The sequence below is a fragment of the Actinomycetospora sp. 2LY8.5 genome, assembly GCF_057180585.1.
This window is the reverse complement of record NZ_JBXUHE010000049.1, coordinates 20,259-41,100: the sequence shown is the minus strand read 5'-3', so window position 1 is coordinate 41,100 and position 20,842 is coordinate 20,259. Positions and strand designations below refer to the sequence as shown.

18 protein-coding genes and 1 pseudogene are annotated in these 20,842 nt (G+C 70.4%); 7 read left to right on the top strand and 12 right to left on the bottom strand.

What is annotated here, in order from left to right; translation table 11 throughout:
* Nucleotides 1-129 precede the first annotated feature (129 nt).
* Nucleotides 130-276, bottom strand: a pseudogene (locus AC2A1K_RS31430) (IS110 family transposase); the annotation flags it as partial.
* Nucleotides 277-973: 697 nt separating this feature from the next.
* Between AC2A1K_RS31430 and erm the strand changes: the two are divergent.
* Nucleotides 974-1,771, top strand: a complete 798-nt coding sequence (gene erm, locus AC2A1K_RS31425) for a 23S ribosomal RNA methyltransferase Erm (RefSeq protein ID WP_483900285.1) — start codon at nt 974-976, stop codon at nt 1,769-1,771.
* 416 nt (nt 1,772-2,187) lie between these two features.
* On the opposite strand, the gene AC2A1K_RS31420 is transcribed toward erm, so the two are convergent.
* On the bottom strand, nt 2,188-3,372 hold the full coding sequence (locus AC2A1K_RS31420) for an MFS transporter (RefSeq protein ID WP_483900284.1): 1,185 nt from the start codon (nt 3,370-3,372) through the stop codon (nt 2,188-2,190).
* A 373-nt stretch (nt 3,373-3,745) separates the two neighbouring features.
* Here AC2A1K_RS31420 and AC2A1K_RS31415 point away from each other — a divergent pair, with 373 nt between their 5' ends.
* Complete coding sequence (locus AC2A1K_RS31415) at nt 3,746-3,898, top strand: hypothetical protein (protein ID WP_483900283.1); 153 nt, start codon at nt 3,746-3,748, stop codon at nt 3,896-3,898.
* A 136-nt stretch (nt 3,899-4,034) separates the two neighbouring features.
* On the opposite strand, the gene AC2A1K_RS31410 is transcribed toward AC2A1K_RS31415, so the two are convergent.
* From AC2A1K_RS31410 to AC2A1K_RS31395, 4 genes are read right to left on the bottom strand one after another with little or no spacing between them, the layout of a single operon-like run.
* Entirely contained in the window at nt 4,035-5,480 is a 1,446-nt protein-coding gene (locus AC2A1K_RS31410; protein WP_483900282.1) for an ABC transporter ATP-binding protein, read from the bottom strand.
* Nucleotides 5,477-6,277: an ABC transporter permease subunit gene (locus AC2A1K_RS31405; RefSeq protein WP_483900281.1), complete on the bottom strand. Its 801-nt coding sequence runs from the start codon at nt 6,275-6,277 to the stop codon at nt 5,477-5,479. The genes AC2A1K_RS31410 and AC2A1K_RS31405 overlap by 4 nt, the downstream gene beginning before the upstream one ends.
* Nucleotides 6,274-7,218, bottom strand: a complete 945-nt coding sequence (locus AC2A1K_RS31400) for an ABC transporter permease (protein WP_483900280.1) — start codon at nt 7,216-7,218, stop codon at nt 6,274-6,276. Before AC2A1K_RS31400 ends, AC2A1K_RS31405 begins: the two co-directional genes overlap by 4 nt.
* Before the next feature lie 6 nt (nt 7,219-7,224).
* The gene (locus AC2A1K_RS31395; RefSeq protein WP_483900279.1) at nt 7,225-8,787 is read right to left on the bottom strand and encodes an ABC transporter substrate-binding protein; all 1,563 of its coding nucleotides are present in this window, start codon (nt 8,785-8,787) and stop codon (nt 7,225-7,227) included.
* Between the two features lie 414 nt (nt 8,788-9,201).
* On the opposite strand from AC2A1K_RS31395, the gene AC2A1K_RS31390 reads away from it, so the two are divergent.
* From AC2A1K_RS31390 to AC2A1K_RS31380, 3 genes are all read left to right on the top strand, one after another.
* Nucleotides 9,202-10,368: a serine hydrolase domain-containing protein gene (locus AC2A1K_RS31390; protein ID WP_483900278.1), complete on the top strand. Its 1,167-nt coding sequence runs from the start codon at nt 9,202-9,204 to the stop codon at nt 10,366-10,368.
* A gap of 45 nt (nt 10,369-10,413) precedes the next feature.
* Nucleotides 10,414-11,496, top strand: a complete 1,083-nt coding sequence (locus tag AC2A1K_RS31385) for an AraC family transcriptional regulator (protein ID WP_483900277.1) — start codon at nt 10,414-10,416, stop codon at nt 11,494-11,496.
* A 100-nt stretch (nt 11,497-11,596) separates the two neighbouring features.
* The gene (locus tag AC2A1K_RS31380; protein ID WP_483900276.1) at nt 11,597-12,415 is read left to right on the top strand and encodes an SDR family NAD(P)-dependent oxidoreductase; all 819 of its coding nucleotides are present in this window, start codon (nt 11,597-11,599) and stop codon (nt 12,413-12,415) included.
* Between the two features lie 269 nt (nt 12,416-12,684).
* Here AC2A1K_RS31380 and AC2A1K_RS31375 read toward each other — a convergent pair whose 3' ends face one another.
* A complete protein-coding gene (locus AC2A1K_RS31375; protein ID WP_483900275.1) occupies nt 12,685-12,825 on the bottom strand; it encodes a hypothetical protein in 141 nt (46 codons plus the stop codon).
* Nucleotides 12,826-13,024: 199 nt separating this feature from the next.
* Here AC2A1K_RS31375 and AC2A1K_RS31370 point away from each other — a divergent pair, with 199 nt between their 5' ends.
* The gene (locus AC2A1K_RS31370) at nt 13,025-13,276 is read left to right on the top strand and encodes an Hsp20/alpha crystallin family protein (RefSeq protein WP_483900274.1); all 252 of its coding nucleotides are present in this window, start codon (nt 13,025-13,027) and stop codon (nt 13,274-13,276) included.
* 40 nt (nt 13,277-13,316) lie between these two features.
* Here AC2A1K_RS31370 and AC2A1K_RS31365 read toward each other — a convergent pair whose 3' ends face one another.
* From AC2A1K_RS31365 to AC2A1K_RS31355, 3 genes are all read right to left on the bottom strand, one after another.
* Nucleotides 13,317-13,724 carry an IS3 family transposase gene (locus AC2A1K_RS31365; protein WP_483900273.1) on the bottom strand — a complete coding sequence of 136 codons (408 nt, stop codon included), beginning with the start codon at nt 13,722-13,724 and terminating at the stop codon, nt 13,317-13,319.
* Between the two features lie 385 nt (nt 13,725-14,109).
* A complete protein-coding gene (locus AC2A1K_RS31360; RefSeq protein WP_483900289.1) occupies nt 14,110-15,765 on the bottom strand; it encodes an acyl-CoA dehydrogenase family protein in 1,656 nt (551 codons plus the stop codon).
* 69 nt (nt 15,766-15,834) lie between these two features.
* On the bottom strand, nt 15,835-16,437 hold the full coding sequence (locus tag AC2A1K_RS31355; protein WP_483900272.1) for a TetR/AcrR family transcriptional regulator: 603 nt from the start codon (nt 16,435-16,437) through the stop codon (nt 15,835-15,837).
* A 118-nt stretch (nt 16,438-16,555) separates the two neighbouring features.
* On the opposite strand from AC2A1K_RS31355, the gene AC2A1K_RS31350 reads away from it, so the two are divergent.
* Nucleotides 16,556-18,208: an AMP-binding protein gene (locus tag AC2A1K_RS31350; protein WP_483900271.1), complete on the top strand. Its 1,653-nt coding sequence runs from the start codon at nt 16,556-16,558 to the stop codon at nt 18,206-18,208.
* Nucleotides 18,209-18,357: 149 nt separating this feature from the next.
* Here the strand turns inward: AC2A1K_RS31350 and AC2A1K_RS31345 are convergent, their stop codons facing one another.
* Both AC2A1K_RS31345 and AC2A1K_RS31340 read right to left on the bottom strand, forming a co-directional pair.
* Nucleotides 18,358-19,143 (bottom strand): cupin domain-containing protein, encoded by a 786-nt coding sequence (locus tag AC2A1K_RS31345; protein WP_483900270.1) that lies wholly within the window; start codon nt 19,141-19,143, stop codon nt 18,358-18,360.
* A 45-nt stretch (nt 19,144-19,188) separates the two neighbouring features.
* Nucleotides 19,189-20,841, bottom strand: a complete 1,653-nt coding sequence (locus tag AC2A1K_RS31340; protein WP_483900269.1) for a hypothetical protein — start codon at nt 20,839-20,841, stop codon at nt 19,189-19,191.
* Nucleotide 20,842 lies beyond the last annotated feature (1 nt).

The following is a 20,842-nucleotide window of genomic DNA, read 5'->3' as shown; positions in this document are numbered from 1 at the left end:
GAGATGGTCGTCGATGTAGACGTAGAGTCCGGTCAGGAGGGTGTCCAGGTCTGTCGTCACAAACGGATCTTGGGCGCCCTCCGCCCTCCTTCCCGGCCACCACGCCGTTCGGACTTACTCGTCTAGGTCCTCGGGCGCGAGGCGGCCGACGAGCTCGTGCAGCTTCGCGATCCCGGCCACGCCCTCGGGCAGCCGGGCCCGTTCACGTCGTCCGGTCTCGTCCTGGACCTCGACGTCGTGATGTTCTTCGGCCCAGTCGTCGCCGACGAACAGCAATGTGCGCACCTCCCGCGCTCGCCTACCTCGGTCGGCGGCACGCGGGAGATCACCAGCGGCCCAATGGATCAGTGCTCGCGCCGAAGCCGGCGGGCGACGTCATCCCATCAGCGGTCTATCCCTCCCGACTACCGGTGGGGGCACGTTCCTGAGCCAGGACTCACTGCTCTCCAGGCCGCGCGAGTGCTCACCCACCGGCAGCTACCGAGACGAGCCTCCCGCAGAAGACCCGCTACGCCCCATTGGGCCGCGCGTGGCCTCGCGCCCGCGTCGGTGATGGTCAGGAAGGCCGCGGTCGCGGCGCCGTAGCGGATGATCGCGGACGGCCCATCCGCGGGCCGAGCAGGGCGCAGCGGGTCGGAGACGAGGTCGGGCAGGGCCGGCACCCGGTCTTCGGCAGCGAACCCGTCCCGCGCGGCGCGCAGTCGCAGGTCGGCGGCTGGCCCTGTTCGTCAGGATCGGGAGTGTCCGGTGGAGGTTCCTCCGGCGGACGCGAAAGTTGATCGCCGGGCCCGCAGCCCGCTGCTACCGTCCGCCGGTATGGGACCAGCCGCGATGTTCGTGGTCCGTCTGCGCCGTAGCTAGCGGCGACAGACGGTTCTCTGACTGCCTGCTTCGCCGCGCACCGGTCGACCCTCATCGCCGGCGCGGCACCCCTCGTGCTGCCCGGCGCCTCGATCACGAGCGCGGAGCACCCATGCCCCAGCACCATCACGGTGGCCGACACGAGCTCGGTCAGAACTTCCTCACCGATTGCCAGACCATCGACGTCATCGTCGACCTCGTCGTGGCCGCCCTACGCCCCGGCGACACCATCACCGAGATCGGCGCCGGTCGCGGAGCCCTCACTGTTCCGCTCGCCGACCTGGGCCGTCCCCTGCGCGCGATCGAACTCGACGGTCGCCGCGCCCGCCAGCTACGGCGGCGCGTACCCGCCCACGTCAACGTCGAAGTCGCCGACGCGCTGGAGACCTCGCTCGGCACCGAGCCCCACGTGCTGGTCGGCAACCTGCCGTTCCACCTCACGACCACACTGCTACGGCGCGTCCTGCGTGCCGAGCACTGGCACACGGCGGTCCTGCTGACCCAGTGGGAGGTCGCCCGCCGCCGCGCCGGGGTCGGCGGAGCCAGCATGCTCACCGCGAGCTGGTGGCCCTGGTACACCTTCACCCTGCACCGGCGAGTGCCGGCCAGGGCCTTCTCCCCCACCCCGTCGGTCGACGGTGGTCTGCTCACCGCCCACCGCCGCTCGACTCCGTTGGTCGACGCTCAGCGCGACTACCAGAAGCTGGTCAAGGACGTCTTCACCGGCCGTGGCCGCGGGATTGCCGAGATCATCGAGCGCACCGGGCTGCTCCCCCGCCGTGCGGTCCACGCCTGGGCCCGCGACCACGGGCTACGGGCTGACACCTTGCCCAAGCACCTGACCGCCGAGCAGTGGGCCACGCTGCACGCAGCCACACGCTCGGCGCCTCGCCGAACGCCGCGCCGATAACGCGACCGGCGACGCACGCCCCGTGCCCGCGTCCCAGAACCAAGGTTCTGAGACACCGCCCCCGCTCGCGGCCAAGTGGTGTCCCGTGGAGCGGTGTCACTCCGTGACCGGAGGTCCGGCGTGGCTGCCCGCGTGAGAGGGGCCATCGCGTGAGTCTCTGCGTGAACCCGCCGAGGAACACGCATGAGAGGACCACGCGATGGCACGGCGACGTCGGGGCGTTCGAAGCGGTTCTCGGGCACGACCGAGAACCAGTGCAGGGCGAATCCGCGGCGTTCCAGCTCCTCGCCGAGGTGCTCGTGCCCGATCACGGGTGCGGTCTTCACCCTGAGCCTCCCGTCGGCCTCTCGCCTACCCGTGGACGGGGGCGGTGATGGTGGTCCCGCGGCCACAGCCACGGAATCACCACCACCGGGTCAGGACTGGGACAGATCGCCGCCGGCGGCGGGTCCTTGCGCGGCGGTGCGGGCCTGTCCGAGGCGCAGGGCCCGTCCGGCGGGGACGGTGGCGAGCGCGACCGCCGCGACCGCGACCCAGACCGCCCCGGACGGACTGGCCGCGACGGCGGCGCCGCCGGCGAGCGGACCGGCGGCCGCGCCGATGTTGAGCGCGGCGGTGGTGAAGCTGCCCCCGAGGGTCGGCGCGTCCGGCACGAGCGCCATCGACCGGGCGATCACACCGGACCCGACCGCGAACGCTAACAGGCCCATCACCGCGCCGAGCGCCACCACGACGACCGTCGTGTCGCGGGCCAGGGCCATCGCCACCCAGCCGGCGAGCAGCGCGCTCCCGCCGCCGAGCACCAGCTGCCGGTAGTGAGTGTCGGCGCCCCGCGCGGCCAGCACGACACCGAGGCACGCACCGACCCCGAACACCGCCAGCGCGACCGGCACCACAGTCGCAGCGGCGCCGCCACCAACCAGGGCCGCACCCAGATAGGTATAAGCAGAGAACGTCCCGGCGTTGACCAGCACCGCGACCAGCAACGTCGCAGCCACCACCGGCCGGCGCAGCACCGCGAACTCCGCGCGCACCGACGGCCGCGAGCCGCCCGGGCCCTGGGGCACGGCCACGAGCGGGAGCAGCGCCAGCGCCGCCAGCGCGAGCGCGGCAACGACCCAGAACGTGGCGCGCCACCCCCCGAGCTGCCCGATCAGCGCGCCCGCGGGCACCCCGACGATCAGCGCCAGCGTCGTGCCCGACAGCAGCACCGCAGTCGCCCGAGCGGTGCGTTCCGGCGCCACCGAGCGCACCGCCACCACCAGCGCCACCGCCAGGAACCCGGCGTTGGCGAACGCCGCCACCACCCGTGTCGCCACCAACACCGCGAACACCGCGCTCAGCGCCCCGACCACGTGCACCACCACGAACAGCGCCAGGAACCCCGACAACGCCGCCCGCGGCGCCAACCTCCGCGCGACCAGCGCCATCAGCGGCGCGCCCAGCACCATCCCCACCGCGAACGCCGAGGTCAGGCTCCCCGCCACCACCAACGGCACCCCGAACTCGGCGGCGATCTCGCCCACCAGCCCGGCCAACATGAACTCCGAAGTGGCCTGCGCGAACACCGCGCACGCCAAGGCCAGCAACAACAACGACATGAGCAAGCTCCACCACGGCCGACCCCGGGCCGCTGCGCGAGCGCACAACACACGACGGGGCAGGGTTGATCCGGACCACGGACCCGGCCCAGCAGAAGGGCAGGCCGACGTCACCGCAGACACCGACACGTGTCTGTCGTTCGACGGCGGCGCCACCGACCAGGGCCGGCGGCTAGCTTCTCTCGGCGTCCGGGCTGCTCACGACCGGCACCCTAACCGGCCCCTGCGCTCTGGTCACTGCCGCTGGTCGGGAGTGGCTGAAGAGAGGCCTGCGTCGAGATCGGTGATCGGCTGCGCCATCGATGAGAGTGCCGCGTAGCTGGACTGGCTGCCTGCCGACCGGCTCCCCGGCTTCGCGCGGGCGCTCGCGACCGTGCCGCGCCCCGAGGGGGTGCTCCTGAACTTCGACACCCTGCTCGCCGATCCGGACACCACGCCCCGTCTCGCCGCGGCGACCCAGGAGCCGCGCCGCGCCCGCACCGACGCGCGCACGACCGCGCCGGGCTTCGAGGACTTCTCCGCGTGATGGGGGCTGCCGAGGCGGAGCCCGCGCTCGCGCCGCGGTTCGCCGAGCGCGTCGAGGGTCCGCACCGGCGCGGTCACGGCGGGAGCTCGCTGGCCCGCTGGGGAGCGGGCACTCGGCGGCGCCGGGTTCGCCGAGGTCACGACGCTGACCCAGCTCCTCGACCGTCGCCTGCTCGCGGCCCTGCGCTGAACCCGCCCCGCGCCAGCACCTCGGCCGTCGGGCCCCGGTCCACGATCCGGCCGTCGGCGACGACGACCGTCGAGGGGCACACCCGCGCGACCACCTCGAGGTCGTGGCTGACGAGCACCACGGTCATCGCCGGCATGCGGTCGAGCAGTGCGACCAGTCGCCGACGGTGCTCGGCGTCGAGCGCCGCGGTCACCTCGTCCGCGACCAGCACCGCCGGCCCGGCCATCAGCGCACGCACGACCGCCGCCCGCTGCAGCTGACCACCCGACAGCGCCCCGGGACGCCGCGCGGCCGTCATGTCGTCGACCCCGAGGTCCGCCAGCAGGCCGGCGGCCTCCGCGCGAGCCTCCGACGGGCTCAGACCGCGCAGCAGCACCCCCGGCCGCACCACATGGTCGATCACCGGGCGCCGGGCGGCGAACGTGGCGCGCGGATCCTGGTGCACGTACTGCACCGCCCGCCGCGCCGCCCCGTCCCGGTCGAGCGCGTCGGGTCGCAGCGTGTGCCCGTCGACCGCCACGGTCCCGGCCCGCGGCGCCACGAGCCCGGCGAGGCAGCGGGCCAGTGTCGTCTTGCCCGCCCCGGTGCGCCCGACGACGCCGACGGCCTCGCCCGACCCCGCCGCGAGGGACACGTCCGCGAGGATCGCCCGCCCGTCCCCGGCGCGGACCGTGATCCCGCGGGCGTCGAGCCGGGGCGGACCGCTGACCTCCGCGACGACCGGCGCCCCGCCCGACGAACCGCCGAGCACGGACGCCGCCCCCCGCCGCACGACCCGCCCGTCGCGGAGCTCCAGCACCTCGTGCGCCAGGGCGCGGGCGACGTCGCGGTCGTGGGTGAGCAGGACCAGCGCGACGCCGGACGCCGCGAGCCCCGCCAGGTCCGCGACGAGCCCCGCCGTCGTCCCCGCGTCGAGCGCGGTCGTCGGCTCGTCCAGCACGACGACGGACGGCCGGGTGACCAGCGTGCACGCCAGCGCCATCCGCTGCTGCTGTCCGCCCGAGAGCTGGTGGGGGTGGCGGCGGGCCAGGGACGCGTCGGGGATCTGCGCCGCCGCGAGCGCCGCGGCGACCGCCTCGCGACGGCGCGAGCGGCCGTGCACCGTCCCGGCCAGCTCGTCGAGCACCGCGCCGACACGCCGCACGGGGTCGAGCACCGCGCCGGGGTGCTGCGGGAGGTAGCCGACCCGGCCGTCCGCCACGACGCCGCCGTCCAGCTCGACGCCGGCCCGCGCCTCCCCCAGCAGCCCGAGCCCGAGCGTGCTCTTCCCCGACCCCGACGGGCCGACGACCGCGAGGACCTGGCCGGGCGCGACCGCGAGGTCGACGTCGGCGAGCAGCACGGCGTCCCCGGCGCGAGCCCCGAGCCCCCGCGCCCGCAGGACCGCGCTCACGGCGCACCCCGCCGGTCCAGCAACCGGTCGGCGACGAGGTTCGCTCCGGCGCACAGCGCGACGAGCAGCACGGCCGGCACGACCAGCGCGGCCGGCGCGAGGAACAGGGTCGGCCCGTTCTGCTGGATCACCACGCTCCAGTCCGACGAGGTCGGTTCCAGCCCGACACCGAGGAAGTTCGCGCTGGTCAGAACGGTCACGACGAGCACCACGCGGGTGCCGGCGTCGGCGACGAGCGCGCCGGCGGCCGACCGAGCCGGCTCGAGCAGGTGCGAGCGCCACCACGGCTCGCCGGCCTGGATCATCGCCTCCTGTACGGCGCGCAGCGTCGGGGCGTCCGCGGCGCTGCGCGCCAACCGCACCAGCGCCGGGAGCTGGACGAGCGCGGTGCCGACGATCAGCCAGCCGACCCCGCGACGCCCCGTGCCCGCAAGCACCATGAGCACCAGCAGCGGCGGCAGGACCAGGGCCACGTCGACGACCCGCAGCGCCGCCGCCCCGATCCACCGGCGCCGGACCGCGGCGAGCGCCAGCCCCAGCGGCGCCCCGACCGCGTAGGCCAGGGCCAACGTCCCGGAGGTCATCGCGACCACCGACAGCCCGCCGGTGAGCGCGAGCCCGAGGACGTCGCGCCCGAACACGTCGGTCCCGAACAGCCCGCCGGGGCCCGGGGGCAGCAGCGGCGTGCCGGTCGCCCCGAGCCCCGCCACGTGCGCGGCCACCGGCCCGGCGAGCGCGACCACCAACGGCACCGTGACCAGCACGCCCCCGACGGACAGGGCGGGGTCCCGCTTCACGCGACCCTCTCCCGGTACGGGGCGAGGCGCGCCGAGACCAGGTCGGCGACCAGGTTGACCACCACCGTCGTCGCGGCGAACAGCAGCGCGTAGCCCTGCACCAGCGGGATGTCGCGACCCTCGACCGCCTCGACGAACCCCGCCCCGACCCCGGGCAGCGCGAACAGCGCCTCGACCACGACCACGCCACCGAGCAGGCCGTCGACGACGCGCGCCAGCTGCTGCACCGACGGCAGCACCGCGCCCGGCAGCACGTGGCGCAGCAGCACGGAGCGCTCGTCGAGACCGAGCCTGCGCAGGTGGGCGACGTGCTCGGCGCGGTCGGTCTCGACGACCCCGGCGCGGACCTGGCGCGACAGCCGCCCGACCTGGTTGACCGCGAGCACGACGACGGGCAGCACCAGCACCGCCGGTCCCGAGAAGCTGCCGCCGCCCGCCGTGGCCGGCAGCCAGCCGAGCGCGACCGCGAGCACCGCGACGAGGACGAGCCCGAGCGCGAACTCGGGGACGGCCTGGCCCGCGGTCCCCAGGGTGGTCAGCACGCGGTCGGTGACCGACCCCGACCGGCGGCCCGCGACGACGCCCGCCGCCACGCCTAGCGGCACGATCACCGCGAGCGCGAGGGCCGCGACGGTCAGCGTGCTCGCGAGCCGGGCGGCGATCTCGTCGGCGACGGGCAGCCCGGTGTACAGCGAGCGTCCGAGGTCGCCGTGCAGCAGTCCGCCGGCCCACTCGGCGAAGCGGGTGCCCAGCGGCCGGTCGAGGCCCAGCTGCACGCGCAGGGTGTCGATCTGCTCCTGCGTCGCGCTCTGCCCGAGGACGATCTCGGCGGCGTCGCCGGGCAACAGGGCGCCGAGACCGAACACGATCACCGAGACCGCAGCCAGCTGGGCCGCGGCGAGCGCGAGCCGGCCGGTCAGGCGCAGGCCCGCGGTGCGCATCGCGCCTCAGCCCAGGCGCGCGCGGTCGAACCGGGCCCAGTCGTTCGTGTTGGGCCGGGCGGCCTCGATGCCGGTGACGTCGGCGGCGACGCCGACGTGGTTGTCCGCCGCGGCCCACACGAGCATCCCCGACCGCTCCCGCACGATCCGCTGGATCTCGGCGTAGGTCTGCGCGCGCACCGTCTCGTCGGGCGTCGCGACGGCGGCCGCGGCGAGGCGGTCGATCTGCGGGTCGCGGTAGCCCGTGAAGTCGTAGGTCGTCGCGGTGCTGACCAGGCGCCTGCCGACGTAGTCGGGCAGCGGGAGCGAGCCCGCGCTGCTCACCGACGCGATGCCCTGACGGCGGATGGTGGCGAAGTAGTTCTCCGAGGGCAGCGTGCGCGGCGTGACGATGAGGCCGATCTCGCCGAGCTGCTGGGCGATCAGCGCCGCGGCGGGCTGGTAGTTGGGGTCGCTGGTGCTGGTCTGCAGGTCGATCGCGAGCCCGGTCGCGCCGGCCTCCGCGACCAGCGCGCGGGCCCGGTCGACGTCACGCCTGACCTGCGGGACGCCGGTGTCGTAGTACTGCAGCCCCAGCCCGTAGAGGTCGTTGGCGACCTGGCCGCGACCGAGCAGCGCCGTGGTCACCAGCGCCTGGCGGTCGAGACCGAGCCGCACCGCCTCGCGCAGGCGCGGGTCGTTGAAGGGCGGCCGGTCGACCTTGAGCGGGAGGAACTGGAACGTCGAGCCGGGCGCCGAGAGCACGCGCACCCGGGAGTCGCCGGCGAGCTGCTGGGCGCTCGTGGCGCGCAGGTCGAAGGCGTAGGCCACCTGTCCGGACACCAGCGCGTTGACGCGCGCGCTCTCGTCGTCGACCGGCGAGAACTCGAGCTCGCGGACCGCGGGCGCCCCGCCCCAGTAGGCGTCGTTCGCGGCGTAGACCGCGGGGCCGCCCGGGGTGAACGAGACGAACCGGAACGGCCCGGTCCCGATCGGCGGGGAGAACGAGGTGGTGCCGGCCGGGACGATCTCGGCGCCCGGCGCGCCCCACCACAGCGGGAACACGAAGTTCGGCGCGGTGAGCACCAGCTCGACCTCCCGCGGGGCGGTGGTCCGGCTCGCGGCGAGGTCGACGGTACCGAAGAGCTTGGCCGCGATGCCCGTGGTCGCGGGGTCGGTGATGCGCCGGATGCTGAAGAGGACGTCGTCGCCGGTCAGCGGGCGGCCGTCGTGGAAGCGGGTGGCCCGCAGCCGCACACGCCACCGGGTGCCCGTCCCGTCGACCTCCCACGACTCGGCCAGGCGCGGCACCGCGGTCATGTCCTGGGACCACGCCGCCAGGGTGTCGAAGCACGCCTTCGCCCGCGCCTGGTCGACGTAGAGCGGCAGCACGTGCGGGTCGAGGTTCTCCCGCGAGCCGCCGCCGGCGAACGCGACCCGGAGCCGCTCGGTCGACCCGGTCGTCCCGGACGCGCCGCAGGCCGAGAGCAGCGGACCGGCGGATAGCGCGAGCCCCGTCCCCAGCGCCCCGGCCAGCACGGCCCGTCGAGTCGGTCCCCGGCGCGGCTTCACGTCCCCGAACGTCGTCACCTCATCAGTTGATCAGATGATGACCGCGGGTGTCAGCTCGGGTGATCGATCCTGCTCGTCCGACGAGGCAGTGGCGGAGCCTCCGAGCGGGGAGCCGTCCCCGGCCCGGCTCGCCAGGTCGATCCGCCCGAGATCGAACCGCCACGCCGGGGCTTCGCCGGCGGATCTCCGTGGCCAGCGACCGGCGGGCCGCATGACCTTCTCCAGCAGGATGTAGGGGTCATCCGGCCCCGCCTCCATCGCGGTCCCGGTCAGCTCTGGAGGCCGCGAAGGAGCGCAGCCGGGCCGGCCGCCGATGGCCTGATTTCGTAAGACCCTGGCCCCTCTCCGGATACCTCGGCAGTCGCCCCTCCACGAGGCTAGCGGATGTCCGACCGGTAACCGGCTCAGGGAAGAGCCGGGGGGGAGCTCGATATGCAGGTGGTCCAGCCCGAGTCTGTCGGTTTCGACCCATCTCGTCTTCACCGTCTCCACGACGCGCTGGAGGCGGACATCACCGAGGGGACGTACGACGGGGCGCTCGTCGCCGTCGGACGCAGGGGCAGCGTGGCGGCCTTGGAAGAGGTCGGGTTCGCGGATCGACAGGAACAGCGACCAATTCGCCGGACCGACCTGTTGCTCACGATGTCGATTAGTAAGCAGTTCGTCAACGTGGTGGCTTTGAGCTTCGTCGAACGCGGCCTCCTCCAGCTCACCCAGCCGGTTTCGGACGTGCTACCCGACTTCGGACAGCGTGGAAAGAGAACGATCGCCCTCTGGCATCTACTGACGCACACCAGCGGCATCTTCTCGGGGGTGGCTCCGCTACCGCCCGAGGATCTCATTCAGTACCAGAAGTGGCTGGAGTACGTGATGGGCACGGCACCGGAGTCCGAGCCCGGAGCACAGGTCACGTACTCCCTGCTGGGTGCGCACGCAGTCCTCGCGTCGATGCTCGTCGCGGTCGACCCCGACAAGCGAACGCTCCGCCAGATCCTCCAGGGGGAGCTCTTCGATCCGGTCGGCATGCACGACACGTCACTGGGGCCGTCAGGAGATGGTCGACCGATCGCCCCCGTCGTGCAGCGCTACTCCCGGCCCTCCGGCATCTTCCACGCGGAGGAGATCGAGGCGGTCGGCGGCCTCGTCACGCTCGACGGCGCGGAGCTTCCCGGTGGTGGCGGAATCACCTCGATCCTCGACCTATGGTCCTTCTCCGAGATGCTCCGGCCCGGGGGCGTCAGCGGGGAGCGTCGGATCCTCTCACCAGCCACGATCGACCTCGCCACGCGGAACTGGACCGGCGACAAGGTCAACTCACTGTTCAACTACGCCCTCGACCTCCGCGGTTGGCAAGCCTGGCCGGCCTCGGTCGGGCTCGGGTTCTTCGTCCGAGGTGAGGCGCTCACCCCGGGACCGCTTCCCAACCTCGGCAGTGCGCGCACCTTCGGCGGCTGGGGCGCGGGAAGCACCCTGTTCTGGGTCGACCCCGAGCGAGACGTGACGTTCGCGATGCTCACCACGGGCATCCTGGAGGACACGGACCACGTCGTGCGGTGCCAGAAGCTCTCTGACCTGGTGTTGGCCGCTGTCGTCGACTGAGCGGATCCACGGCCGGTCTGGTGCCCGATGGTGGCGGTAGGCAACATGAGCGCGACGACACTTGCCAAGTATCGAGGAACGTGTATGTGGACTCTGAGGGCTCCGCGAAACACCGCCGCGATTCGTGACCTGATCGCGGCAGGCGGTATGGCGGCGTCCGACGTCGTTCGCGGTTCCTCGATTGCCGCCTCGGACGTCCTGGCTCCCGGCGGGGAGATCCGGCCACATGACGAGCTCGTGATCGCGAAGAACGTGATCAGTTCTCGCTCCGAGTACACGGACATCGGCCTCGATGCCGGGGCTCGGTGCCGCATCGCGGACTTCGGACTCGTCGGCCTGTTGATCAGATCGAGCTCGACCTTCGCTCAGGGGCTCACGGAGTCCATCCAGTTTCAGGACCTTTGTCATCCCCTCCCCCAGAGCCGACAGACGAGACACGGCGACACCCTGTTCATCGAGATGGATACGAGTCTCCTGCCGCCCGAGGTACACCGCGTGGTGGTCGACTACCAGCTCGCCGCCCTCGTCACGGTGTGGCGAGAACTCAGCGCCGGACGGCCGGCTCGCGCGCTCGCCCTGAGTCTCGTGGGGCCGCCACCGCCCCACTCGGACCGCTACGCCGAGCTCTACGGCGTGAGGGCCAATTTCGGTGCCTCCCGAAACCTGCTCGTCTTCGATGCGGCTCCGTTCGACGAACCGCTGGAATCGGCGGCTGAGAGCGCGATCCCGCAGCTGCAGGAGGGTTGTCAGCGGTTACTCATGCGACGCCATGCCAGAGTGGGTGTCGCGGGCGCTGTACTGGACTGCCTCGAGCGGCTCGACGGACAGGCCACTCTGGGGAACGTGGCCGATGAACTGGCGATGTCCTCCAGATCGCTACGTCGAGCGTTGTTCGCGGAAGGGACGTCGTTTCGAGCCCTTGACGGCCAGGTCCGCCTCTCACGAGCCGTGCGACTTCTCGAGACGACCACTCGAACACTCGATCAGATCGGCAGGGAACTCGGCTACAGCGCCACGCCTGCGTTCACCTACGCATTCAAGCGCTGGACCGGTACGACACCGGCAGCTTATCGACGGGAAGCAGAGCGGCGCGCCAGGAAGCATCGAACGCGGGACCGCCGCCCCTGACGACCTCGTCGATCTCCGTCCCGATCTCGACGGCCTCCACTGCTCCCGTGAGCGCAACTCTTCTCGATCAGAACCGAACTCAACACAGGAGGAGACACCCATGTCAACTTTCAGCGGCAAGACCGCCATCGTGACCGGGGCGGCCGGCGGTATCGGTAGCGGGATCGCTTTGCGCCTCGCCGAGGGCGGTGCCAATCTCGCGCTGTTCGACATCAACGAGGCCGGCCTCGAAGCAGTCGCCCAGAAATGCCAGGACGCAGGAACCGAGGTCGCGACCGCCGCAGTGGACCAGACCGACGCCGCCTCCATCCAACAGGGTATCGACAGGGTCGTCGAACGCTTCGGCGGCATCGACATCCTCTCGGCGAACGCCGGGTACTGCGCGCTGTCGACCCTCCTCGAGCAATCGCTCGACGAGTGGAACAAACACCTCACCATCAACCTCACCGGGACCATGCTGCTGGCGCAGGGGGCCGCCCGGAACATGGTCGAACGCAAGAGCGGCGGAGCGATCGTGATCGTCTCTTCCGGAGCGGCGGTCCAGCATATCGACCAGGCATCCGCCTACTGTGTGAGTAAGGCCGGAGTCAAGATGATGACCGAAGGACTGGCGTCGGAGCTCGGCCCGCACCGCATCCGAGTCAACGGAATCATGCCCGGTCTGATCGAGACCGGCATGGTCGCCCCGATCTTCGACCTCAGCTCCACGTCGAAGGCCCATCTGATCTCACGGACTCCCGTCGGGCATTTCGGGACCCCGGATGACGTCGGCGCTCTCGCCGCCTTCCTCGTCTCCCCCGACGCCCGGTACATCAACGGGCACTCCGTCATGATCGATGGCGGCGCCCTGCTCCACGACTTCCAGTGGTTCCACCAGGACTACACGAATTCCAACAAGGAGAACTGGACGATGATCTAAGAGCCTCAGTGACCGAGCCGCGTCGCGCGGGCGGCCTTGCCGTAGCTGTCTACCCTCGCGGTCCCGGGAGCGAGCCCGGGCCGGCAGGCCGTGGTCGTCGAGTGATCGTCCGTCCCGACCATGACGAGCAGGCGGCCCCAGCACGTTGTCGAGCCGATCCGCCAGAGTTCGAGCCGCGGCCGGACCTGTGCCGTGGTCGGCCGCCGCACACCGCCCGGGACCAGACCGCGTACTCGAGCCGCCAGGACGAGTCGGTCAGGAAGGCTACGTCAGACGGCGAGCACTGCGACGATGGCAGCGTAGGTACCGATGAGCGCGACACCGTCGAATCCGACGCGGCCGGGTCCGCGCTGCTGTCGGACGATCAGGCCGAGCACGACGATGAGAGCCATCAGGGCGCCCGGCGGCACCCCGGCGAGCTCGCCGGCACGTCCGTCGGCGCCGCGGGGAACGGGTTCGTGCCCAGCTCGCGAAGAAGAAATATCACATAGCCGTAGTAGATCAATAGCCGTTATAGATCAACGCCAGCGACCATGACGACGACATGAACGAGTGAAGCGACGATGCTGTTCGACCAGTACCCGCAACCAGCTGGGCAGCGGGATACCGATGGACGTCCACCGTGACCAGGACCAGTTCATCGTGGAGCTCGACATCCCCGGGGTGGATCCGGGCTCGATCGACGTCTCGCTCGACGGCAGCACCCTCACCGTGGCCACCGAACGCGGCGCCGCCGATGACGGGCGGGGCTGGCTGGCCGCCGAGCATTCGAATATCGCGTTGGCAAGCTCGGCACGTGAATTCCAGATCCGCGAGTCCAGCAGTTCGAGCCATCGACCCGAGCAGCTCGGCGGCTTGTAGGCGTTGCCCGAACGCCCACGAAGTGAATTGCGAAGCGTGGTCAGAGTGCATGATCGTGGAGTTTGTCGGAGTCGGGCGCCGAAGCGGCGCTCGACGAGGTTGAGGTAGGGGTCGGCGGCCTGGTCGCAGACGTGCAGCCGCGGCGTCGGCGCCGGCAGAGGCCCGGGATGCCGGCTTCGCGCATCAGCCGGGCCACCCGCTTGTCGTCGACCGCCAGGCCCAGCCCGAGAGTCAGCTCGGCGTGCGCCCGTGGCCAGCCGTAGGTCCCGCGGGACTCGTCATGGATCTTCTCGACGTGCTCGAGCAGCAACTCGTTCTCCTGCACGAGGACAGACTTCTCACCCGAGAGCCATTCGCAGTAGCCCTGACGACGGACGTTCGATAACCCACAGGTCACCGCGACGTCGAAACCGTCGTCGGCGAGTTCACAGACCAGCGAGAAAACCATTTTGGGAGGACGTTCTACCGCGCGGCGCGCTTGAGTATTTCGTTTCGACGTCGAGGCGACGCTTGTCTTTGCCCAGCTCGGTGAGCTCGACCCGGCCACCGAGCCGAAACGATGACCGACACCAAGATCACGTAGGGCTCGGGGACCGGCGCGGTGGCAGTTCCTGGATTTGGAGTCCATGCCCACTGCCCCGGTGGGGGCCTGCCGTTCGCCTCGTCCCCACACGACGACTCGGCGGGGGCAATCCTGGACTATCTGGAGTCGGTGTGACGGCACGGACCACCGACGAGAAGTTCAACCCCGCCGCCACGAGGTTTGCGACCTCGATCTCGTCCGCCCGGGTGGGGCCTGCCGACGGGCGCGCCAACCCCGTTCTTCCGGCTCGTCAGCCCAGGGCGCGGCCGACGGCGCGCCCGAGCACGGCGGCGCGGTCGACGTCGTCGGGCAGGTCGCCATACACGGCTTGCGGGCCGTGTCCGAGCCGTGAGGCGCAGAAGGCGTCGGCGACGGCGGCGGGAGCGTGACGGATCAACAGGGAAGCCTGGAGGACCACGGCGGCCTCACCGACCAGGTGACGCGTGCGGGCCGGCGGCACTCCGGTGCGCAGGTCGTGGATCACGGCATCCGCACGCTCGTCGAAGACGGTGTACGCGCCACGCGCCCTGCTGAGCTCCGCGGCGAGGGCATCGACCGTCGCAGGTTCCCGGGCGGCGGAGCGGATGACGTCCAGGGCGTTCACGTTCCCGGCTCCCTCCCAGATGCTGTTGATCGGGGACTCCCGGAAGAGCGCCGGCAGCGGCGAGTCCTCGATGTAGCCGTTGCCACCCAGGCACTCCAATGCCTCTGCCACGAATCCCGCGCTCCGCTTCGGGATCCAGTACTTGGCCAGTGCCGTTCCGATCCGGCGCACGCCCGCCTCTTCGTGGTCACCGGCCAGCGCCCGGTCGGTGGCCCCGGCCAGGCGCATGACCAGCGCGGTCGCCGCCTCGGACTCGAGGGCGAGATCGGCTACGACGTCGACCATCATGGGTTGATCGATCAGACGCTGACCGAACGCTCGCCGGTGCCGGACGTGGTGCACGGCGTGCAGCAAGCTTCGTCGCATGATCGTCGCCGCGCTCCCGGCGCAGTAGAGTCGGGTGAAGTTGACCATCTCGATGATCGTCTTCACGCCCGAACCCTCGTCTCCGACCAGCCAGGCGACGGTGTTGTCGAACTCGGGCTCGGCGGCGGCGTTGGAGCGGTTGCCCAGCTTGTCCTTCAGACGCTGGATCCGGAACGTGTTACGCGTGCCGTCCGGCAGGATGCGGGGGAGGAAGAAGCAGGACAGCCCGCCGGGCGCCTGCGCGAGGACCAGGGCCACGTCGGACATCGGCGCAGAGTAGAACCACTTGTGACCCCGCAGCAGGAACAGCTCCGGGTCATCGGTGGGGGCCGCCGTGGTCGAATTGGCGCGGACGTCCGACCCACCCTGCTTCTCGGTCATCCCCATCGCAGCCAGGATTCCCCGCTTCCGATGCGGCGGCGAGACCAGCCCCGGGTCGTAAACGTTGTTCGTCAGCAGCGGTTCGTAGACCTCGGCGAGACGGGGATTGTGCCGCAGCGTGGGGACGATCGCGTACTGCATGATCACCGGGCAGCTGTGACCAGGCTCCACGTGCTGCATCACCAGATCGCCGGCGGTGCGGGCCACATGGGCGCCGCCGCGGTGCACGGCCCAGGCGCCGCCGCCCAGCCCCGCCTCCACCGCGGTGCGCATGATCCGGTGGTAGCTCGGGTGGTAGACGACCTCGTCGATGCGGTGTCCGTACCGGTCGTGGGTGCGCAGCTCCGGGGAGTGGCGGTTGGCTTCCACCCCGAGTTCCTGCGCCTCCACCGACCCGGCGAAACGACCGAGCGCACCGAGGTCCGGTTCGTACCAGCCAGCCCCTTCTCGGCGCAGGGCCTCCAGGAGCACGTCGTCGGCCGAGGCGTCGTAGTCGCCCAACGCGGGTGGCTGGTTGGTCACCTCGTGGGTGGCGACGCCGCCACCGAGGATCATCGGGAGATCGCCCGGCACGGGATCGGTGGTCAGGGACATCGGGACCTCCTCGAGTGCGGTTTCCAATCGTCAGCCCGCGGCCTCGGCTGCGAGAGTGCGCCCCACGAACTCGGCCCAGCGGTCGATCAGAGCGCGGGCCCCGCGGTCCGAGGATCGCAGCGCCTGTGACACGGCGAGGCCGCGGATCAGCATGATCGTCGCCTCGGACACGACCGGGAACGACGGCAGGATCGCCGCCTCCGGACCGAAGATGTCCAGCACGACCTGTCGCAGATCCCGACCGCCGGGCCGCTCCGAGGCTCTGAGGGCCTCCCGCAGTCCCGGCGCGGTGCGCGCCGCCGACCAGAGCTCGAGCTCGGCGTGGAACTCAGGTGTCGAGAACAGGGAATAGAGCACCTCGATGGCCCGGGCGACCGGCTCGGTCGACCGGGCACTGTCGGTCAGCAGGCGGTCCAAGTGGTCGTAGTTTCGTGCGATCAGGTGCGCGACCACAGCCTCGGTCAGCTTCTCGATCGTCGGAAAATGGTGGAGCAGCGCACCACGACTGACGTCCGCGGCGCGTTGCACGGCGTTCGTCGTGAACGCCGAGAACCCCTTCTCCACAAGGAGCCCGACCGCGGAGTCGAGGATGAGTTCGCGCGTCGCCGCGCGCTGCGCGGCGCGCAACCCCATGAGCACTCTCCGTCCGTCGACAGTTCGCATAGACTGTCACAGTCATCATTGACGGTCAAGTCGCTGGCGAGCATGCTGACCCCTGAACCGACAGCGTCCCGAGCCCCCAGGAGCGGCCATGCCCCTCGCGAGCCTCCCGTCCTATGTGTCGGGCACCTCCGACCTACCCCTGCTCGGGGAAACGATCGGTGACAACTTCGACCGCACCGTCGCCCGCGACCCCGATCACCCGGCGCTCGTCGACTCGCCCGGCGGACGCCGGTGGACGTACGGTCAATTGCGCTCGGAGGTCGACGCGCTCGCGTCCGGCCTCCTCGCCGACGGCGTGGCGGCGGGCGACCGGATCGGGATCTGGGCACCGAACTGTGCCGAGTGGGTGGTCGTCCAGTTCGCCGCCGCCAAGGTCGGCGCCATCCTCGTCACTGTCAACCCGGCCTACCGTAGCCACGAGCTGGAGTACGCCCTGACCCAGTCCGGCATATCGGTCCTGGTCATCGCCGCGGCCTACAAGGACACCGACTACGTCGCGATGGTCGAGGCGGTACGTCCTCGCTGCGGCGAGCTGCGTCGTGTCCTCGTCCTCGGTTCCACGGGCTGGCACCAGCTGCTCGACCTCGGCCGCGCCACCGATCCCACCGCTCTCGCCGATCGACAGCGCGATCTGTCGCCCGACGACGCGGCCAGCATCCAGTACACCTCGGGGACCACCGGATTCCCCAAGGGCGCGACCCTCTCGCACCACAGCATCCTCAACAACGGCTTCTTCTCGGGGACGATCTGTGGCTACGGGCCGGAGGACCGCATCTGCATCCCGGTGCCCTTCTACCACTGCTTCGGCATGGTCATCGGGAATCTCGCCGCGGTCACCCACGGGTGCACGATCATCATTCCCGCCGAGGGCTTCGACCCCGTGGCGACGCTCGACGCCGTCGAGCGCGAGCGCGCCACGTCGCTGTACGGCGTCCCCACGATGTTCATCACCATGCTCGACGACCCGCACCTGTCCGAACGCGACCTCAGCTCCCTGCGCACCGGGATCATGGCCGGCTCTGCGTGCCCGGTGGAGGTGATGAAACAGGTCGTCGACCGCATGGGCATGGCTGAGATCACGATCGCGTACGGCATGACCGAGACCTCGCCGGTCTCCCTGCAGACACGCCGCGACGATCCACTGGAGCTGCGCGTCTCGACGATCGGCCGGGTCCTTCCCCATCTCGAGGTGAAGATCGTCGAACCGGCCACCGGCCGCACGGTCCCCCGAGGTGTCGCCGGCGAGCTGTGCACCCGCGGGTACTCGGTCATGCTCGGCTACTGGGCCGACCGGGCGCGCACCGATGAAGCGGTCGACGCGGCGCGCTGGATGCACACCGGTGACCTCGGCGTCATGGATGCCGACGGATACGTGTCCGTCACCGGGCGGATCAAGGACCTCGTCATCCGGGGCGGTGAGAACGTCTATCCCCGTGAGATCGAGGAGTTCCTCCACACCCATCCCGATGTGCAGGACGTCCAGGTCGTCGGTGTGCCCGACGAGCGATACGGGGAGGAGCTGTGCGCGTGGGTTCTCCTGCGCGACGGTGCTGCGCCACTCACACCGGACGCTGTGCGCGAGTTCGCCACCGGCCGGCTCGCGCACTTCAAGATCCCGCGCTACGTCATTGTCGTGGACGAGTTCCCGATGACGGTCACCGGCAAGGTGCGCAAGGTCGAGATGCGGGAACGGTCGCCCGAGATGCTCGGTCTGGCTGTCACCCCCGCAGGCACGTCATGATCGCCCCCGCCGGTCGGTGGGGCCGGTGGGGCCGGTGCGAACGCGAGACGCGCCCAGGCCCTTCCCCGCAGTCCACCCTGCCAAGACGAAGAGGTTCCGCTGTCTCACCAAGGCCGGCCACCGCTTCCGCGGAGGCCGACACGGGACCATCACCACAGGTGGGCCGTGTCCATGACGGTGAGACCGAGCAGTGTCGGTCCTATTGCCCGATCTGTGTGGCCGCGGCCTTCGCGGTCCTCTGCGAGGCAGACGTCCCCTGGCCCGAACCGTCGTGTGTCGCCCTCCGCGACCCCGAGCTCCAGGCATCCAGCCAGGACGATCACCAACTGGTTCACCACCTCCGGGTGCCAGTCGATGAAATAGCCGTCCGGTAGCCCGACGAACCGGCATCCGACCACCGGGCGCTCACCGACGCCGATGAAATTGGTGAACGGACGGAAGTGCGATTCTCCATCCGCGCCCTCGTACATGCGATCGAACCGAGGCTCACCGGTTTCCGACATCCCGGAGTTGTCCCATTCGCTCTCGCGGAGACCCGTCCACGACCTCGGTTCCGCGCGCAGCTGTACGACGGCGAGCTCGGCGGATCGCACGGCGAGTTGTGCTTCGATCGGACCCGGAAGGACGACGTCGCCACGCCTGAGCCGACGCGCGTCGCCGCTGGCTGGCTCAAGGATCGCAGAGCCCTCCACGACAAACGAGACCCAGGACCCCAAGAAGAACTGGGCGGGGTCGACGGGACCGGAGGAAGTCACCCGCGCCGTGCGGATGCCCGCTGCCGCAAGAACAGCCCCGGTCGGCCGCGACTCGCCGCGCGTGACACGATCCCGATAAGCTTGTGGGTCTCGCGTACCGGTGACGAACTCGATGGGCAGTCCGGCCTCGGCGACGACCGTGCCGTGTTCAGATTCGTGCTGGACCACGTACTGCGCCACGACTATGACTCCCCACACTGCGGTACGTCGAGGCTGGCCGGGCGCTCACGACGTCGACGCCCCAGCACCAAGTGCCGCCACGTCCTTCCACGCCCGCTCGCCGGCCTTCTCACGGAGGTTGTCGATGTCCGCACGGACGAGCCGGGACCCCGCTCCCTCCAGCAGCCGTGACCGCTCCTGGGTGTAGGTGTAGAGGCGCTCGGCCTGCTCGCTCTCCCAGTGGTACTTGACAGCGCGGTCGTCCAGGTTGCGCCACGGTGTCTCGAGGAGGGGGCTGTGGAACGACCGCGCCGCGGCGTTGAGCTCATCCTGGGTCAGCCGACCCTGGGTGCACGCATAGCGCCCGGCCTTCGGTTCGAGGCTCGTCACCCCGCGGACGTCGACGAGACCGTTCGGGTTGACGCGCCGGGCGTAGTCGTGGTCGTTGAGTACGTGAGCCGGCACCAGCGGGATGCACCGATGCGGAGGAGGTAGAGGGCCCGAGCCCGCGCGCCGCCACAGGTTGTAGGTCACCGGGTTGAGGTAGTAGTCGCTCTCGGCACCCTGCAACCCGTCGGGTATCGCGTCGTTGCTCAGATACGCTTGGAACGCATACTCCTCGTTGTAGAGGGGCAGGAGTCGTGCGGCCCGTTCGTCGAGCGTGGTCCATTCAGTCTGGTCGAAAGTCCCTGCCATATGGTCGAGATCTGTGCCCGCCTGGAAGTACGTGTAGACGCCGCACTCCACGAGCTGGTCGAAGGTCATGCCAGCGAATCTGCGGTACAAGCCCTGGGTCGCCAGCCGCATCTGTTCGGTGAGGTGCTCGAGGGCGTCAGCGAGATCGTCACGGCTGCCCATCCCGACCGGGATGTAACGGTCGGAGAGGAAGTCCGAGGTGTAGAGCCCAACTCCGAGAATTCGGTCATCGTATGTCTCGGGGACCGTGTAGATACTTGCGAAGTCGGTGATGTCGATGGCGACGTCGTCGGTGATCACGACGAGGGTCAGGTTGTTGTGGTCGACGCCGTCGCCGATCCCGTCGAGCCACGGGAAATCACATTCCGAGAGGTTCATGAAGTCGCGTGTGTGCATGAGACGCCGGCCACCCAGATTGTATGGGCCGGAGGTCTGAAGCCCGATCCTGCTCTCGCAATGCGCAAGGAAGGCGTACTGCGTTCCCATAGCAATGAATTGGGCAGCCGCCCGACGAAGCCGATCGTCGACTTGGAAGGCGTCGGCCTCGAAGATCTGAAGAACCCGTTCGTCGTGCTCTGGGGAGATGTCGAAGTTCTCGAAGACGAACCGGTGGCCACCATTGCGGTGATAAGCGGCGGCGAAACGCTGGAACCAGTCGACGACGGTCCAGAGGTCCTCGAGATTGTCCTCCGGACGCACCAGACCCAGCTTGATCAGCTCGGTGCGGCCGTCGAGGTACATAGCAGGCAGGAGCCAGGCCGTGAGCTTCGAGAGGTTGGTCGTCGCATTGCGCGCCCGGTGTCCCATGTCCTCGGGCGACAAGACGGTCGATGCCCGCCGGATGTGATCGGGGATCCGGTAGTAGTTCGGGTAGTAGCTCATCAGCAGGTACGGCAGCATCGGAAAGAGCTTGGACTCCTGCGCCGTCCTCGACAGGGCGTTGTGCGCCTGCGATGTTTCCATGTTCTGAAGGAAGTGATTGATCTCGAGAAGCTGTCGTTCCGAGACCCTCCATTCGCTCATG

Coding starts and splice junctions, on each gene's coding strand:
- AC2A1K_RS31355 (WP_483900272.1), bottom strand. CDS start 16,437: ATGGGGTTGCGCGCCGCGCAGCGCGCGGCGACGCGCGAACTCATCCTC.
- AC2A1K_RS31340 (WP_483900269.1), bottom strand. CDS start 20,841: ATGAGCGAATGGAGGGTCTCGGAACGACAGCTTCTCGAGATCAATCAC.
- AC2A1K_RS31360 (WP_483900289.1), bottom strand. CDS start 15,765: ATGATCCTCGGTGGCGGCGTCGCCACCCACGAGGTGACCAACCAGCCA.
- AC2A1K_RS31350 (WP_483900271.1), top strand. CDS start 16,556: ATGCCCCTCGCGAGCCTCCCGTCCTATGTGTCGGGCACCTCCGACCTA.
- AC2A1K_RS31385 (WP_483900277.1), top strand. CDS start 10,414: ATGAGCGCGACGACACTTGCCAAGTATCGAGGAACGTGTATGTGGACT.
- AC2A1K_RS31420 (WP_483900284.1), bottom strand. CDS start 3,372: ATGTCGTTGTTGTTGCTGGCCTTGGCGTGCGCGGTGTTCGCGCAGGCC.
- erm (WP_483900285.1), top strand. CDS start 974: ATGCCCCAGCACCATCACGGTGGCCGACACGAGCTCGGTCAGAACTTC.
- AC2A1K_RS31400 (WP_483900280.1), bottom strand. CDS start 7,218: ATGCGCACCGCGGGCCTGCGCCTGACCGGCCGGCTCGCGCTCGCCGCG.
- AC2A1K_RS31380 (WP_483900276.1), top strand. CDS start 11,597: ATGTCAACTTTCAGCGGCAAGACCGCCATCGTGACCGGGGCGGCCGGC.
- AC2A1K_RS31370 (WP_483900274.1), top strand. CDS start 13,025: ATGGACGTCCACCGTGACCAGGACCAGTTCATCGTGGAGCTCGACATC.
- AC2A1K_RS31390 (WP_483900278.1), top strand. CDS start 9,202: ATGCAGGTGGTCCAGCCCGAGTCTGTCGGTTTCGACCCATCTCGTCTT.
- AC2A1K_RS31365 (WP_483900273.1), bottom strand. CDS start 13,724: ATGGTTTTCTCGCTGGTCTGTGAACTCGCCGACGACGGTTTCGACGTC.